Source organism: Methylobacterium oryzae (assembly GCF_021398735.1).
GTDB lineage: Bacteria > Pseudomonadota > Alphaproteobacteria > Rhizobiales > Beijerinckiaceae > Methylobacterium.
Window position 1 is genome coordinate 100463 of sequence record NZ_CP090350.1, and the last position, 15611, is coordinate 116073.

A 15611-nucleotide genomic window follows, 5' to 3' on the forward strand; every position below is an offset into this window, starting at 1 on the left:
GGGACCGCGCCCGGTCTCTCAGGCCGGCGCGCGCGCCGGGAACCAGTTGCCGTGGAAGCCCGGGGGGATCCGGTGCCCGAGGCGGATCCGGGCGAGGGGAGGGGCGTCGAACGCCCGCGCGTCGAGGACGGTGAAGTCGGTCACGTCGCCGGCGGTGTCGATCACGAGCCCGACGAGCCAGCCCTCGTCCTCATCGGCCCCGGTCCGCGCCGGCACGAAGACGAACTCCCCCGGGACGTGACCGGGACCGAAGTCGTGCATGTGGCGCGCGCCCGTCTCGAGGTCGTGCTTGTAGAGCTGCGTCGCACCGGCGAGCTGCGTGTTGCCGTCGGCCGGCACGCTGACCGTGTAGACGTAGCGGTGGCGCTGCCCGAGGCGCCGCTCATCGATGCGGGGGAATTCCTGCGCCGCCGCGTCGATCACGCGCCGCTCGACCCGACCCGTCGACGGGTCGATGATCCAGCGCTCGAGCCGGCCCGGCGCGTCGAGCCCGCCGCCGGCCGAGGCGAACACCGTCCCGTAGGCGACGACATCGAGGATCACCCGCCCGTCCGCGTCGTCGTAGGCGTTGGCGGTGTGGAACACGAAGCAGGGCTCGACGGCGCACCAGACGATGTCGGCGCCGTCGCCCTGACGCGGGAGGAGGCCGACACGGGCCCCGTGGCCGGGGTTCCAGCGGAACGGGAAGCGGTACCCGGCGAGCAGGGCCCGGAACGAGAACGTGACCGGCAGGTCCAGCACGATCACGAAGCGCGCCGTGATCGCGCAATCGTGGATGCAGGGGCCGTGCGCGACCGCGACCGGCACATCGCGCACGACCCGCCCGCTCGGGGCGAGGACGACGTGGCGCACGCTGTCCCAGACGCGGCCGTCGTACGCGACGGCGTGCGTCTCGCCGGTCAGCGGGTCGCGGTGCGGGTGCCCGCTGAAGGAGCCGGCCAGCGTCCCGTCGAACGGGTTGTAGCGCTGCGCCTCCAGGGTGGGCGAGAGTTCGACCGGGAAGCTGCCGGCCTCCACCACCGCGAAGATCCGGTCGCCGATCGCGACGACGTTGGTGTTGACGGTGTCGTTGCCGCCCCGCCGCGGCCCGGGCGCCGCGGGCCGCTCGAGCGCCGCGGCGGCCGTGCGCGAGCCGATCCAGCGGTTGCGATACCACAGCGCCCTGCCGCCCTCGAGCGCGAGACCGTGCACCATGCCGTCGCCGAGGAACCAGTCGTGGCCCCGCGTCGCCGCGCGGACGGGGTTCGCCCCCATCTTGAGATAGAGGCCGTCGAGGCCGGGCGGGATCGTCCCGGTGACCGGCAGGTTCTCCAGCGTCAGCTCCGCGCGCATCGGCGCGTGGACACCGACGACGAAGGGATTCGCCGCCCTGGGCAGCCGCAGCCGGTTGCAGGCCGCCACCAGGCCGACGCCGAACTCGGCGGCCGCGCGGAAGGCCGACTGGACTCGATTCGGCATCGGCAGCGCTTCCAGGATGGGGCGGCGGGCAGGAGCGACATCGACGCGAGGCCGTCCGGATCCTCGCCACCGGAGGCCGCCGCACGCGCTTCACGGCGCAGTATAGCCGAAAGCGGTGAGGCGGCGTGCTGCCGGATGCCGCTGCGACCGGCGGCGGCGCGCGTGACGCATGCGGGTGGTCTCGCGACGGTCCGCCTCCGCGCGGTGTTCCAGGGTCGCGGACGTTGCCGCCGCGCCTCTTCCCGACCCGAGGCCGGCTCTCGCGATGTCCGCTCCGCGTCGTTCCGACCTGCCGGCCCGCGGGATCGGGCCGGTGGCCGTGCCTCGCCGCGACGAGACCCGCGATGAATCGGCATCGGCTGCGTGGCCGGTCTCGCTGCGCGCTGGATCGAACAGCGGCCGGGTGACGTTCCTCATCGCCTACATCGCCCAGACAGGAGGAACGCTCATGCGAATTCGCTATCTGCTGCCGCTCGTCGGCTTGCTCGCGCTCACGGCCTGCAAGGACGAGAAGAAGGCCGAGACCCCCCCGCCGCCTCCGCCTCCCGCCGGCACGGCGCCGGCGAACCCTGCGCCTCCGGCCACGACGACGAATCCGGCTCCCGCCAACAAGCCGTAGCCGAGGCGCCTCGAAGGTGGCGGGCCCTGTGACGCATTCCAGGCCCACAGGGCCCGCCCGTCGCGGCCGGGGCCGAGGCCGCCGGCGATGCCGCCGGTCTGGGCGCGCAGCCGAAGCGAAGCTCCGCGACGGGGACGGGGCAGTTCCGTTCCGCACCGCGATCCGGCGCAGCGTCAGCACCGCCTGCTCCGCGCTCGTCTTCCGACCGCGCCGCATGTCCGGCTCCCTCGGTCGAAGCCGATCCTCTCGCTCGCACCGGCCAGGACGGGTCCAAGTCGGTCGGGTCCAGGTCGGTCGGGTCCAGGTCGGTCGGGTCCAGGTCGGTCGGGTCCAGGTCGGTCGGGTCCAAGTCGGTCGGGTTCAGGTCGGCCGGGTCGAGCGGGCCGATCGGGTCAGGGCGGCTCCGGTCAGAGCGAGGCGAGGGCGACACCGCCCAGGGCCGTGAGCGCGACGACGATCCACGGCGCCACCCGACCGACCGTCAGCAGCACGAACGCCAGCACGGCCACGGCGAAATCGCGCGGGTTGCCGACCGCGCTGCTCCAGACGGGATCGTAGAGCGCGGAACCGAGGATTCCGACCACCGCCGCGTTGGTCCCGCGCATCGCAGCCTGGGCCAGCGGACGCGTCCGGAACGTGTCCCAGTAGGGCAGCGTGCCGTAGACCAGGAGCACGCCCGGCAGGAAGATCGCGACCAACGCGATGGCCGCGCCGACCACGCCGTGGGGCGACGGCCCCACGACCGCGCCGAGGTAGGCCGCGAACGTGAACAGCGGGCCGGGCACGGCCTGGGCGGCGCCGTACCCGGCGAGGAAGGTGCCGGGGCCGACCCAGCCCGGCGCGACCACCTCGGCCTGCAGCAGCGGCAGCACCACGTGGCCGCCGCCGAACACCAGGGAGCCGGAGCGGTAGAAGGCGTCGAACAGCGCCAGGCCCTGGGATGGCAGGCCGGCGACGAGCAGATGGGGCACGACGAGGAGCAGGGCGAAGGCGACCAGCGCCGCGGCGCCGGCCCGCCGGGACACTGGGACCGCGAGGTGCCCCGCCTGCGCCTGCGGTGCCGCCCGGCAGAGGACGAGCCCGGCGAGGGCACCGAGGGCGATGGCGCCGAGCTGCCCGACCGAGCCCGCGACGAACACCGTGAGGAACAGGGCCGCCACCGCGATGCCGGCGCGCGGCCGGTCCGGTGCCAGGGAGCGGGCCATCCCCCAGACCGCCTGCGCGACGACCGCCACGGCGACGAGCTTGAGACCGTGGATCACGCCGTCGGCGACCGGACCCGACAGGGCCGCGGCGCCGTAGGCGAAGGCCAGGAGCAGCAGGGCCGAGGGCAGCGTGAACCCCGCCCAGGCGGCGAGCCCCCCCAGGAGGCCGCCGCCGCGGAGCACGCCGAGCGAGAACCCGACCTGGCTGGAGGCGGGCCCGGGAAGGAACTGACACAGCGCCACCAGATCGGCATAGCCGCGCTCGTCCAGCCATCGGCGCCGGGTGACCAGCTCGTCGCGGAAGTAGCCCAGGTGCGCGATGGGGCCGCCGAACGCGGTCAATCCGAGCTTGAGGAAGGCGCGGAAGACCTCTCCCACGGAACCGGGCGCGCGTGCGGACGCGGACTCGGGCCGCCCGGGCTCAGCGGACGATGAGGCGTCGGTCATGGGCGGCCTGGGTCCGGGCGTGTCGCGAAGGGGCGGGCGTGGCTGGCGTCCAACGACCGGCACCGGGCACCTCGGGGTCGAGCAGCGTCCGGATGCCGTCCGGGAGGAACACCGCCGAGCCTAATACCAAGCTTACCAGCAGGCACACCAGGATGACCCAACCGGTTTCCGCGGTTCGCGGGAGGTCGTGCCAGGAACGCATCCGTCACGTCCTCGCGAACAGGCGGAGCGGGCCAGGGGCGCTCGCGGGACTGATCCGCTCCGCTCGAGGTCGGCGAGGCCGGGCGTGGGACGACCGGCGCAGGATACCATCCCGGCCGGGCGGGATGGCACCGGACGAGTCTCGGCCTTCGATGGGCGCGAAGCTGGGCAAACCTCGGACCTTGACCTTCCAACGGTGGGAAGCCCCATCTCGTCCAGACGCCGTCGGAAGGAGAGCCGCATGGTCCGCTTCGAGGTCGGGAAGACGGGGCGCGGCGGCTGCGCCGGGTCCGTGACCCGCGCCGTGCAGGCCGTCGCGCCCGGCGCCCGGATCGAGGTCGACATAGAGGTCGACCTGACGACGAAGCGCGTCACCGCGGCCGGCCTCCCGGCCGAGCCCCTGCTCGCGGCGGCCCGAGGTGGCGCCGCAGCGACCGGAATCGCACTTCGGCGTCCACGTTCCGGCCGCGGACATGGTCCCGCCGCCAGAACCGGTGTAATCCCGTACCCATGAGCCCGGACCGGCAGATCCTGCGCCTGATGGCGGCGATGATCCTCGCGATCATCGCCTACGTCGCGCCGTCCGCCGCCCAGGCCCACGAGGGCCATGCCCACCACGGCCACCGCGCGGCCGCGGCGCAGCCGAGGGCGGTCGCCCCGGTCGCCGCGTCCGTACCGGTGACGCCCGCCGCCCGGTCGGCGGCGCCGGCATGGTCCAAGGTCGCCCGCGCCACCGTCGCGGCGGCGCGCGTCGAGCCGACCGAGGACGGGTGCTGTCGTCCGGGCCGCGAGACCCGCTGTTGCGGGACGATGGCCTGCTGCGCCACCGGCGTCCTCGGGGGGCCCCCTGGCCTGTCGCCGGACCTGTTCGGCGCCGTCACGCTGGTCCCGGGCGACGTCGCCGGCCGCACCGGCCGCGGCCCCGAGGCCCTGCCCGAGCCCCCACGAACCCGCGCGTGAGATGAGGCGCGCCCGAGGCGCGCGACGCCCGAGGTGCGCCCGCCCGTGGCCGCGCCCGGCATCCCCATCGCGAGGATACCGTTTCCATGTCGACCCGTCTTGCCGCCGCCCTCGGCGCGGTGGCGCTGCTCGCCGCCGTCCCGGCGGGGCCCGCCCGCGCCCACGAGGGCCACGATCACGGCGCCGCCCCGCCCCCCGTCTCGAAGACCATCGCCCCGCGCGGCGAGGCCTTCTCCGACGCCTTCGAGCTGGTCGCCATCCCGCGCGACGGCGCCTTGACCCTGTTCCTCGACCGCTTCCGGACGAACGAGCCGGTGACCGGCGCGATGATCGAGGTCGAGACCCCCGAGGGCCCGAGGACCGCCAGCGCCACGCCCGGGGGCGGCTACACGTTGCCGGCTCCGTGGCTGTCGAGGGCCGGCCGGCACGACCTCGTCGCGACGGTCACCGCCGGCGATGCGGTCGACGTGCTGCCGGTCACGGTGACCGTGCCGGCCGATGCCGGCGCCGCAATTCCCGCCGAGCCGGCCGCGGCACGGGCGGCGCTCGCGCGCGTCTCGGAGGTCGCCCGCGGCGTCCGCCAGCGCCTCGGCGCCGGGGACCCGATCCTGGTCGGCGCGGTCGCCTTCCTGCTCGGCGTCCTCGTCACCGCCCTCGCGCGGGGCCGCCGCGGCGTCCCGACGGCGGCGCTGATCGCCGTCGGCATCACCCTCGTTCTGGGTACCGCCGCCTTCGCGCACGGCGACGACGACCGCGAAGCCCCCGTGCGGGGGGCCGCGCTGACCGGGACGCGCCCGGCCGCGCCGTCCGCGTCGGACCTCGCGCAGCGCCTGCCCGACGGATCCGTCTTCGTTCCGAAGCCCACCCAGCGCCTGCTCGCCCTGCGCACGACGGTGACCGAGCGGGGCAGCTTCCACCGCTCGGTCGAGCTGCCCGGCCGCATCATCCCGGACCCGAACGCCAGCGGCGTCGTGCAGTCCTCGGTCGGCGGTCGCCTGTCGCCTCCGCCCTCGGGACTGTTCCCGCGCCTCGGCACGCGGGTGCGCAAGGGCGAGATCCTGGCCACGGTCACACCGCCGATCCAGGCGGTCGACGTCTCCGACATGCGCCAGACGCAAGGGGATCTCGACCAGCAGATCTCCATCGTCGAGCGCCGGGTCGACCGCTACAGGCGGCTCGCCCTGACCGGCGCCGTGGCCCAGACCCAGCTCGACGACGCCCTGGCCGAGCTCAAGGGCCTGCAGGACCGACGGACGGCCCTCGACAGGATCAGGCGTGAGCCGGAACCGCTCGTCGCGCCGGTCGACGGCGTCGTCGCGCAGGCCGCGGCGGTGGCCGGTCAGATGGCCACACCCGGGCAGATGGTCTTCCAGGTCGTCGATCCGAGCCGCCTCTGGGTCGAGGCTCTGAGCTTCGACGCCCTCGCGGCGGCGCAGGACGCCACGGCACGGCTCGCCGACGGCCGGACCCTCAAGCTCGCCTACCAGGGTTCGGGCCTCGCCGACCGCAACCAGGCCATCCCGGTGCAGTTCGCCGTCCAGGGCGACGCCTCGGGCCTGCGGGTCGGGCAGTTCGTCACCGTGCTCGCCGGGACCGACACCGAGCAGGCCGGGCTGGCGCTGCCGCGCGCGGCGGTCGTGCGCGCGGGGAACGGGCAGGACGTCGTCTACGAGCACACCACCGCCGAGCGCTTCGAGGCGCGGCCGGTCCGCGTCGAGCCCCTCGACGGCGGCCGGGTGCTGGTGGCGGAGGGGGTCGGGCCCGGCAAGCGGGTCGTGACGCAGGGCGCCGAACTCCTCGACCAGGTCCGCTGAGGAATCCGCCGATGTTCACCGTCCTCGTCGGACAATCGGTCCGCAACCGCCTGCTCGTCCTCGCGCTCGCCGCGGTGCTCGTGCTCTACGGCGCCTTCACCGCCACCAAGCTGCCCGTCGACGTCTTCCCCGACCTCAACAAGCCCACCGTCACCATCATGACGGAGGCCGAGGGCTACGCGCCCCAGGAGGTCGAGCAGCTCGTCACCTACCCCATCGAGACCCGGATGAACGGTCTGCCGGGCGTTACCCGGGTGCGCTCGGTCTCCGGCGTGGGATTGTCCATCACCTACGTCGAGTTCGACTGGGGCACGGACATCTACCGGAACCGGCAGCAGGTCGCGGAGCGCCTCGCCCTGGTGCAGGACCAACTGCCCCGGAGCGTGACCCCGGTCATGGGCCCGATCTCCTCGATCATGGGCCAGATCCTGCTGGTGGCGGTCACGGGCGACACCGCGACCCCCATGCAGGTGCGCGAGGTCGCCGACTTCACGATCCGGCCGCGGCTGCTGACCATCCCGGGCGTCGCGCAGGTCATCCCCATCGGCGGCGAGGTGCGCCAGTTCCGGGTCAGCCCGAACCCGGCCGCCATGCGCGCGCTCGCCGTCACGAACGCGCAGCTCGAGGCGGCGCTCGCCCGGTTCGGCACCAACGCCGGCGGCGGCTTCACCGACCAGAACGCGCGCGAGTACCTGATCCGGAACATCGGCCGGACCATGAGCCTCGACGACCTGCGCAGCCTGGTGGTCGCGACGGTCAACGACGCGCCCGTCCACCTGAGGCAGGTCGCCGAGGTCTCCTTCGCCGCGAAGGTCAAGCGCGGCGACGCCGGCTACATGGCGAGGCCCGCGGTCATCGTCTCGGTCGAGAAGCAGCCGGACGTCGACACGGTGCGGCTCACCCGCAGCATCGAGACCGCCCTGAAGGAGATGGGCCCGACCCTGCCGTCCGGCATCAGGGCCGACCGAGTCCTGTTCCGCCAAGCCGACTTCATCGAGACCTCGATCCGCAACGTCGCGCGCGTCCTCGTCGAGGCCGTGCTGGTGGTGGCGGTGGTGCTGTTGGCCTTCCTGCTGAACGTGCGGACGACGGCCATCTCGCTGCTGGCCATCCCGGTCTCGGTGCTGACGACCGCGGCGGTGTTCCACCTGTTCGGGCTGTCCATCAACACGATGACGCTCGGGGGGCTGGCCATCGCCATCGGCGAGCTCGTCGACGACGCGGTGGTGGACGTGGAGAACATCTACCGACGGCTCGGCGACAACCGGCGGGCGGGCAACCCGAGAGGCGTGCTCCAGGTGGTGGTGGAGGCCTCGAACGAGGTTCGCTCGGGCATCGTCTACGCGACGCTCATCATCATCCTGGTGTTCGTGCCGCTCTTCGCCCTTTCGGGCATCGAGGGTCGCCTCTTCGCCCCGCTGGGCGAGGCCTACATCATCTCCATCCTGGCGAGCCTGCTCACCTCCATCACCCTGACCCCGGTGCTGGCGTCCCTGCTGCTGCCCGGCCTGAAGACGCTGGAGGAGCACGACAGCCGACTCCTGAAGCGGCTCAAACGCGGCAACGCCGCCCTGCTGCGGGTCGCGTTCCGGCACCAGGGCCTGCTCGTCGGCACGGTCGCGGTCGCGGTGGTCGCCGCCGGCGTCGCGGCCTGGACCCTGCCGCGGGCCTTCCTGCCGCCGTTCAACGAGGGCTCGTTCACGGTCAACATGACCTTCAACCCGGGCATCTCGCTCGCCGAGAGCAACCGGGTCGGGCTGATCGCCGAGAAGCTGCTGCTCGACATCCCGGGCGTGAGGACGGTGGGCCGCCGGACCGGGCGGGCCGAACTCGACGAGCACGCCGAGGGCGTCCATGCCTCCGAGATTGAGGTGGCCCTCGACGCGGGTGCCGAGCGCCCGAAGGAGGCGCTGGTCGCCGATATCCGCGGGCGCCTCGCGGCCCTGCCGGTCGCCGTCAACGTCGCCCAGCCGATCTCGCACCGGCTCGACCACATGCTCTCGGGCGTGCGCGCCGAGATCGCGCTCAAGGTGTACGGGGAGGATCTCGACGCCCTGCGGCGGGTCGCGAATGCCCTGCGCGACCGGATGGCGGCGATCCCCGGCCTCGCCGACCTGCAGGTGGAGCGCCAGGTCCGCATCCCGCAGCTCGAGGTCCGCGTCGACTACACGCGGGCGGCCCTCTACGGGGTGCAGCCCGCGGCCGTGGTCGAGCAGATCAGCCGCCTCTCGAACGGGCGCGTGGTCTCGACGGTGGTCGACGGCGTGCGCCGCTTCGACGTGGTGCTGCGCCTGTCCGAGGACCGCCGGACCACCGCGGGCCTGGGCGACCTCCTTCTGGAGACGCCCTCGGGCTGGGTGCCGGCGCGCCAGGTGGCCGACATCCGCGAGACGGACGGGCCGAACCAGATCCTGCGCGAGAACGCCCGGCGCCGCATCGTGGTGCAGGCCAACACCGACGGCGGGCGCGACATGGCCACCGTCGTGGCGGCCATCCGCGAGGCGGTGGCGAAGGAGCCGCTGCCACCGGGCTTCTTCACCAGCCTGGAGGGGACCTTCCAGGCGCAGGAGGAGGCCAGCCGGACCATCGCGGTGCTCTCCGCGGTGTCCTTGGCGCTCGTCTTCGCCATCCTGTTCAGCCGCTACAGGTCGGCGGCGCTCGCCCTGATCATCATGGGCAACGTGCCCCTGGCGCTGATCGGCTCGGTGGTCGCCCTGTGGCTGGCCGGGCAGCCGCTGTCGGTGGCGTCGATGATCGGCTTCATCACGCTGACCGGCATCACGGCGCGCAACGGCATCCTGAAGATCAGCCACTACCTGAACCTGTCGCTGCACGAGGGCGTGCCGTTCGGGCCCGACCTCGTGGTGCGCGGCAGCCTGGAGCGGCTCACCCCGGTGCTGATGACGGCGCTCGCCGCCGGCGTCGCGCTGGTGCCGCTGCTCTACGACCCGGCGAGCCCGGGCAAGGAGATCCTGCACCCGGTGGCGGTGACGATCTTCGGCGGCCTCGTCAGCGCGACGCTGCTCGACACCGTCCTGACCCCCGTCCTGTTCCTGCGCTTCGGCCGCGCGCCCCTGGAGCGGCTGCGCGCCCTCCACGCCGACACGCCGGCCCACCCATCCCCGGACGGCGCGCGCCCGCGCCCGGCCGAGGCCTACTGACCCGCACAACCCGACTGACCCGCACAACCCGACTGACCCGCACAACCCAGGAGAACCGGGATGATCCTACCGAGACTGGCCCTGATCGCCGCCCTCCTCGCCGCGTCCGCCGTCTGCGCCCACGAGACCGCCGGCCAGCACGGTGGCCGTGTGACGGATGCCGGCAGGTTCCACGTCGAGCTCGTCGCCAAGGGCGAGGCCGTCGACGTGTTCCTGTCCGACGAGGGCCAGAAGCCGGTCCCGGCCGCCGGTTTCAAGGGCACCGCCATCCTCGTCGTCGGCGGCAAGCCGACCCGCGTGCCGCTCGAGCCCGCCGACGGCAACCGCATGACCGGCAAGGCCGCGACCGCGCTCGGCGCGAGCCCCAAGGGCGCGGTGCAGCTCACCGGCCCGGACGGCGCGACCGCCAGCGGCAAGTTCAACTGACCCCACCGGGAGAGAACGATCCATGACGCACCTCCGCACCCTTCTCGCCGCCGCCCTGCTGTCGACCGGGCTGGCCGGGGCGGCCCTGGCGCAGGGCATGCACGACCACGGCTCCATGTCCGGCAAGGACATGGGCTCGATGAAGCCGAACCCGAAGGACGACGCCTCGACCAAGGCGTTCAAGGCCGCTGACACGGCGATGATGAAGGACATGGACGTCCCCTATACCGGCGATGCCGACGTCGACTTCCGCAGGCACATGATCCCGCACCACAGGGGCGCGGTCGCCATGGCCAAGGTCGCGCTGACGCACGCCAAGGATCCGGCCACCAAGGCGATGGCGCAGAAGATCATCGACGATCAGGAGAAGGAGATCTCCGACATGGAGGCGTGGCTGAAGCGGCACGGCCAGTAGCCGCCCGCGCCGGGACTGGAGACCGGGGCGGTTCCGGCCCGCCCCGATGGAGGTGCCTCACGCGGCGCCGGAGCGGGGCGAGGCGCCCCCGCGCCTGACGCGGGCGCCGTTCCCGGTCAGGCGCGGGACGGGATGCCCGGTCCCGCCCTGGCGGCGCGACCGGGACCCGGCCGAGCGTCGACAGCCCGCGATCCCGGCCGCTTGACAGCGTGTTCGTTCTGGTCTGTTATTTCTGTCATGACAGAAATAACAGACATACCGAGTCCCCTGCCGGCCGCGGTCGAGCGCTTCGTGCTGCACTGGGGCGATCTGGGCGGCCAGTGGGGCGTCAACCGCTCGGTCGCGCAGATCCACGCGCTCCTCTACCTCTCCGAGCGCCCTCTCGCCGCCGAGGACATCGCCGGCATGCTCGGCATCGCGCGGTCGAACGTCTCGAATTCCCTGCGCGAGCTGCTCGGCTGGAACCTGATCCGCCGCGTGCCCGTGATGGGCGAGCGCCGCGACCACTTCGCCGCCGAGACCGACCTCTGGGAGATGGTCACGCGCATCGCCGCCGGCCGCAAGGAGCGCGAGATCGATCCCGCCATCGCGGCCTTGCGCGCCTGCGTCGCCGAAGCGGACGCGGACCCGGCGCTCGGGGCGGTCGCCAAGCGGCGCCTGCGCGCGATGCTCGACTTCACTGAGTCGATGGAGCGCTGGTACGGCCAGATGCTCAACGTGCCCCGGGGCACGCTGGCCAAGCTCATCCGGCTGGGCGGCCGGATCGTGAAGTTCCTGCCGGCCAAGGCTGAGTGACGATCCGAGGGTCGTCTTCAGGGAGCCGAACCGATCGAGGGGCCCAGGTGACCGCGATGGGACATGTCCGTCGAGCCGATGCGGGGCCGTCCCGCGCGTTCTCCCCCGCCCGGTCGCTCACCGAGCCGGGCGACCTTCTGGACCTGCGCTTCCGGGCCCTGATCCCGGAACGCGCATGGGCGAGCCTGTCGCCGGCCGTGCGCCGCCGCTTCGGGAAGCGGCTCGCGCAGGGAGCGAGCGCGGTCTATGTCGGCCACGTCGTCGCGATGGATGTCAGCCGCTTCGGCTGGCTCGTCGCGCAGGCGACGCGGCTGGTCGGCGGCCCGCTGCCTCTGGAACGCCAGACCGGCCGCGCCGGCGTCGTCACCGTCACCGAGGACCCGGATGGCGGCGGTCAGGTCTGGACGCGGCTGTACGCCCGCGCCTCCGGCTTCCCGCAGGTGATCCACTCGGCCAAGCGCTTCGCCGGTCCCACCGGCCTGGAGGAGCATGTCGGCGCCGGCGTCGGCATGAGCCTCACGGTGGCGGTCGAGGACGGGGCGCTGACGTTTCGCAGCCACCGCTACTTCGTCGCCTGCCTGGGGCGCCGCCTGCACCTGCCGGGCTGGCTCACCCCCGGCGCGCTCACCGTCACCCACGCCGATGCCGGCGGTGACGCGACGCCGGGCGCCTTCCGCTTCATCCTCGACATCGCCCACCCCTGGTTCGGGCGGCTGATCCACCAGGAAGCGGTCTTCCAGGACGCCGAGCCGGCGGGGCAGGGAGAGGCGGCGTGAGCACGATCCTGGTCTTCGGCGGGTACGGCGGCTTCGGGGCTCGCCTGTCGCGGCGGCTCGCGGAGGCCGGTCACGACGTGGTCGTCGCCGGCCGCCGCCTGGCGCGGGCCGAGGCGTTCTGCGCGGCCAATCCTCCGTGCCGTCCCCTTCAGGCCGACCGCAACGGTGCCGTCGCGCCGCTGCTGGAACGCGTCCGTCCCGACCTCGTGATCGATGCGGCCGGCCCCTTCCAGGGCAGCGGCTACGCTCTGCCCCGGGCCTGTATCGCCGCGGCGATCCCGTACCTCGATCTCGCGGACGGCCGGGCGTTCGTGACCGGCATCGGCCAGCTCGACGCCGCCGCACGCGCGGCCGGCGTCGCGATCCTCTCCGGTGCATCGAGCGTCCCCGCCCTGTCCGGTGCCGTCGCCCGGCACTTGGCGCAGGGGATGGAGGCGGTCACCGCCGTGGAGATCGCGATCAGCGCCTCGAACCGCGCGACCGCCGGGACGTCGGTCGCCGCGGCCATCCTGAGCTACGTGGGCCGGCCGATCCGGCTCTGGCGCGGACAGCGCTGGTCGGCGGCTGTTGGCTGGCAGGCGTTGCGGCGCGAGCGCTTCGCCCTGTCCGACGGCGCGTCCCTCGGCCGCCGCTGGCTGGCCCTGGCGGACGTCCCGGACCTCGACCTCCTGCCCGATCGGCTTCCCGGCCGGCCGGCGGTCAGCTTCAGGGCCGGGACCGAACTCGCGGTGCAGACGATCGGCCTCTGGTGCGCGAGCTGGCCGGTGCGCTGGGGCTGGATCCCCTCCCTGCAGGGGCTCGCGCGCGGGCTTCTCCTGGCGCAGCGGCTGACCGCGCGCTGGGGCTCGGATCGGTCCGGCATGGTCGTCCGGATGTTCGGCACCGCCGCAGGGCGCCGCGTCGAACGGCGCTGGACCCTCCTGGCGGCCGACGGTCATGGCCCGGAGATCCCGGTGCTGCCGGCGGCGATCCTGGCCGAGCGGATCCTGGACGGTGCGATCGCGCCCGGGGCGCGCGACGCCGGGACCGCGCTCGACCTGTCCGATTTCGAGCCGAGCTTCGCGCGCCTGTCGATCCGCCACGACGTGCGGGAGTCGGGACAGGCCGATGCGCTCTACGCGCGCGTCCTGGGTCCGCGCTTCGCCGAACTCGCGCCGCGCGTCGCGGCCCTGCACGGCGTGCTGCGCGAGGCGGGGGCGCACGGCCGCGCCGTCGTGCGACGGGGCCGCCACCCTGTCGCGCGCGGCCTCGCGGCGCTCCTCGGATTGCCGGTCGCGGGCGCGCACGATCTCCACGTCGGCTTCAGCGAGACGCGCGGGGTGGAGCGCTGGACGCGCGCGTTCTCCGGTCGCCGGTTCACGAGCGCGTTCTCCGAAGAGCGCGGCTGCGTCGTGGAGCGGTTCGGCCCGCTCCGCTTCAGGTTCGACCTCGCGCCCGAGGGCGGCGGCCTGCGCATGGTGCTGCGCGGCTGGTCCGTTGCGCGGCTGCCCCTGCCGCTGGCGCTCGCACCCCGTACCGCCGCCCGGGAGTGGGAGGAGGCGGGGTTGTTCCGCTTCGACGTCTCGATCGTCCTGCCACGCGTGGGGCTGGTGGTGCATTACCGCGGCTGGCTCGACACGGACGATCGCGCGGGCCGTCGATCCGGCTTCGTCCCGGGCGCAGAGCCGGCCGCGCCGCCTCGGAGCGGACATCCGGCACAGGGCCCATCCCGGCCACCCGGCGGGGATCCCGGGCCGGTAACGGCCCTGCCGATCCCGTCATCGCGCGCCCACGCCCCGTCCCGCAGCGGGCACGGTCCCGAGCCGCGTCACGGGCGGGTCTGAGCCGAGGCACCGCCATCGGCCGCGCGACCCTTCAGATTCGCGGCCGCCGCGGCATAGCCGCCACCGGCACCGTCGATGAAATGCATGTGCCCGCTGCCGGGGACCGGAGGGCTGATGCAGGTCAACTGCGCAGCCGATTGGCGCTGCAGGCCGAAATGGCAGATCCCCTGCGCCTCCGCGCCGGCGAGCTCCGCCTCGAGTCGATCGGCGAAGGCGCGGGTGCAATCCAGCGTCATCCGCAGCGCGTCATCGTACTTGCGGAAATCTGTGTTGCCCACGATCTCGCGCCGCAGAACGGCGGGATCGAACGCGCCGACCCGCGCGCCTGTGCGGTAGATCAGGTATTCCGGTATCGATCGCGCCGCGAGGCGGAACTTGGCCCAGAAGCGGCTCCTGCGAGAGCCCGGCATCGCGCGCAGTTCGAGGTCCAGTCCCGCCCACGGTCCGCGCATCTCCGGTCCCGCGTCCTGCATCGGGCGCGCGACCTCGGCGCTGATCTCGAGCCTCTGCAGGAGCTCCTGCACGAGTTGCCGGAAGGCCGGCGCGTCGCCGCTGTGCTGGGGCACGAGCATGAGCGAGAGCATCAGCTCGTGCCGGGGACGGATCTCCTGCCAGCGGCAGGAGAGGCCGGTCAGGTCGGGCTGGGTGCCGGCCTCGGCCGGTGCGATAGCGTGGTCGCCGGCCTTCATGGCCGCCTCTGCCCAGGGCAGCCCACCTCCGCTGAACATGGCATAGGAAACGTGGGCGCTGGGCGCGTAGCGCGCCACGCGCACGTCGAGCGCGCGATCGCGCACGGCCGAGACCGGCACGAGAGCGGTGCGCAGCTCCAGTTGCAGCGCCTCGCGGACCCAGCTGGCCGTCGCCGCCAGCGCGTCTCTCGCGGCGTCCGCGTTGTCCGGGGCGACGGCGAAACTGGCCCCGTCGCCGCCGAAGACGAAGGGGAATTCGCGCCGGCCGAGTGCGTTGGAGACCGCCGTGATGATGGCTGCGCCGGCCGCATTCACCGCCTTGTAGCGGCCAAGCCCGATCTGCTGCCGAGAACCGACGACATCGGCCACGCCGAGCCACCAATCCGCGGGCAGGGGCCGGTAGAGGCCTGGATCCATGAGGCTGGAGAAGGCGGTGAACCGGGGCAGGCTGTCGTAGAAATCCGGGGCCGCGCGGCGTGTCGCCGGTTCGCGTTCCTGACCTGCACCCATCGATGTCCCCACCGCCATCGCCCTGCTCCTCGGCGCAGCGCCAGGGCGCCGTGACGCGCCCGGATCGCGTCACCGATACCATCCTCGGTGAGACAACCCTCACCACGCCCACGTGCCGCCCTCAAGCGAGGGCGGCACGTGAGGTCCGAATTCGCGGCCGCTACGAGCTGTCGCTCGATCCGCGGCCGATGCGGCTCGGATCACGAGAGTCGGGCGGCATCCCCGGGACGGATGGGGCTGGGGTCGCCGTCACGGATCCCGTCGTCGGAGCGAGGGGTTGCGGGATGGAGTCGGTCAGCCGGCCGCCGCCGC

Annotated in this window: 13 protein-coding genes; 10 read left to right on the forward strand and 3 right to left on the reverse strand. The window is 73.6% G+C overall.

Going from position 1 to position 15611, the window contains the following annotated elements; translation table 11 throughout:
* Nucleotides 1-18: 18 nt before the first annotated feature.
* A complete protein-coding gene (locus LXM90_RS28895) occupies nucleotides 19-1458 on the reverse strand; it encodes a carotenoid oxygenase family protein (protein WP_234083283.1) in 1440 nt (479 codons plus the stop codon).
* 313 nt (nucleotides 1459-1771) lie between these two features.
* Between LXM90_RS28895 and LXM90_RS28900 the strand changes: the two genes are divergently transcribed.
* Entirely contained in the window at nucleotides 1772-2077 is a 306-nt protein-coding gene (locus tag LXM90_RS28900) for a hypothetical protein (RefSeq protein ID WP_234083284.1), read from the forward strand.
* Between the two features lie 407 nt (nucleotides 2078-2484).
* Here LXM90_RS28900 and chrA read toward each other — a convergent pair whose 3' ends face one another.
* Nucleotides 2485-3729 (reverse strand): chromate efflux transporter, encoded by a 1245-nt coding sequence (gene chrA, locus LXM90_RS28905; protein ID WP_419149874.1) that lies wholly within the window; start codon nucleotides 3727-3729, stop codon nucleotides 2485-2487.
* 442 nt (nucleotides 3730-4171) lie between these two features.
* Between chrA and LXM90_RS28910 the strand changes: the two genes are divergently transcribed.
* The 9 genes from LXM90_RS28910 to LXM90_RS28950 all read left to right on the forward strand — a co-directional run bounded on the left by LXM90_RS28910 (nucleotide 4172) and on the right by LXM90_RS28950 (nucleotide 14100).
* Nucleotides 4172-4444 carry a hypothetical protein gene (locus LXM90_RS28910; protein WP_234083287.1) on the forward strand — a complete coding sequence of 91 codons (273 nt, stop codon included), beginning with the start codon at nucleotides 4172-4174 and terminating at the stop codon, nucleotides 4442-4444.
* Nucleotides 4441-4890 carry a hypothetical protein gene (locus LXM90_RS28915; protein ID WP_020094872.1) on the forward strand — a complete coding sequence of 150 codons (450 nt, stop codon included), beginning with the start codon at nucleotides 4441-4443 and terminating at the stop codon, nucleotides 4888-4890. Before LXM90_RS28910 ends, LXM90_RS28915 begins: the two co-directional genes overlap by 4 nt.
* 86 nt (nucleotides 4891-4976) lie before the next feature.
* Complete coding sequence (locus LXM90_RS28920; RefSeq protein ID WP_103985130.1) at nucleotides 4977-6704, forward strand: efflux RND transporter periplasmic adaptor subunit; 1728 nt, start codon at nucleotides 4977-4979, stop codon at nucleotides 6702-6704.
* Nucleotides 6705-6715: 11 nt separating this feature from the next.
* The gene (locus LXM90_RS28925; protein WP_103985129.1) at nucleotides 6716-9865 is read left to right on the forward strand and encodes an efflux RND transporter permease subunit; all 3150 of its coding nucleotides are present in this window, start codon (nucleotides 6716-6718) and stop codon (nucleotides 9863-9865) included.
* Between the two features lie 60 nt (nucleotides 9866-9925).
* Complete coding sequence (locus LXM90_RS28930) at nucleotides 9926-10291, forward strand: hypothetical protein (RefSeq protein WP_020094869.1); 366 nt, start codon at nucleotides 9926-9928, stop codon at nucleotides 10289-10291.
* Between the two features lie 22 nt (nucleotides 10292-10313).
* Nucleotides 10314-10706 carry a DUF305 domain-containing protein gene (locus tag LXM90_RS28935; protein WP_020094868.1) on the forward strand — a complete coding sequence of 131 codons (393 nt, stop codon included), beginning with the start codon at nucleotides 10314-10316 and terminating at the stop codon, nucleotides 10704-10706.
* A gap of 237 nt (nucleotides 10707-10943) precedes the next feature.
* A complete protein-coding gene (locus tag LXM90_RS28940; RefSeq protein WP_026605207.1) occupies nucleotides 10944-11501 on the forward strand; it encodes a GbsR/MarR family transcriptional regulator in 558 nt (185 codons plus the stop codon).
* Between the two features lie 56 nt (nucleotides 11502-11557).
* The gene (locus LXM90_RS28945) at nucleotides 11558-12277 is read left to right on the forward strand and encodes a DUF4166 domain-containing protein (RefSeq protein ID WP_083916192.1); all 720 of its coding nucleotides are present in this window, start codon (nucleotides 11558-11560) and stop codon (nucleotides 12275-12277) included.
* The gene (locus LXM90_RS28950) at nucleotides 12274-14100 is read left to right on the forward strand and encodes an SDR family oxidoreductase (RefSeq protein ID WP_020094865.1); all 1827 of its coding nucleotides are present in this window, start codon (nucleotides 12274-12276) and stop codon (nucleotides 14098-14100) included. Before LXM90_RS28945 ends, LXM90_RS28950 begins: the two co-directional genes overlap by 4 nt.
* On the opposite strand, the gene LXM90_RS28955 is transcribed toward LXM90_RS28950, so the two are convergent.
* Nucleotides 14085-15317 carry a DUF3095 domain-containing protein gene (locus tag LXM90_RS28955; protein WP_020094864.1) on the reverse strand — a complete coding sequence of 411 codons (1233 nt, stop codon included), beginning with the start codon at nucleotides 15315-15317 and terminating at the stop codon, nucleotides 14085-14087. The two genes, LXM90_RS28950 and LXM90_RS28955, sit on opposite strands and share 16 nt — an antisense overlap.
* Nucleotides 15318-15611 lie beyond the last annotated feature (294 nt).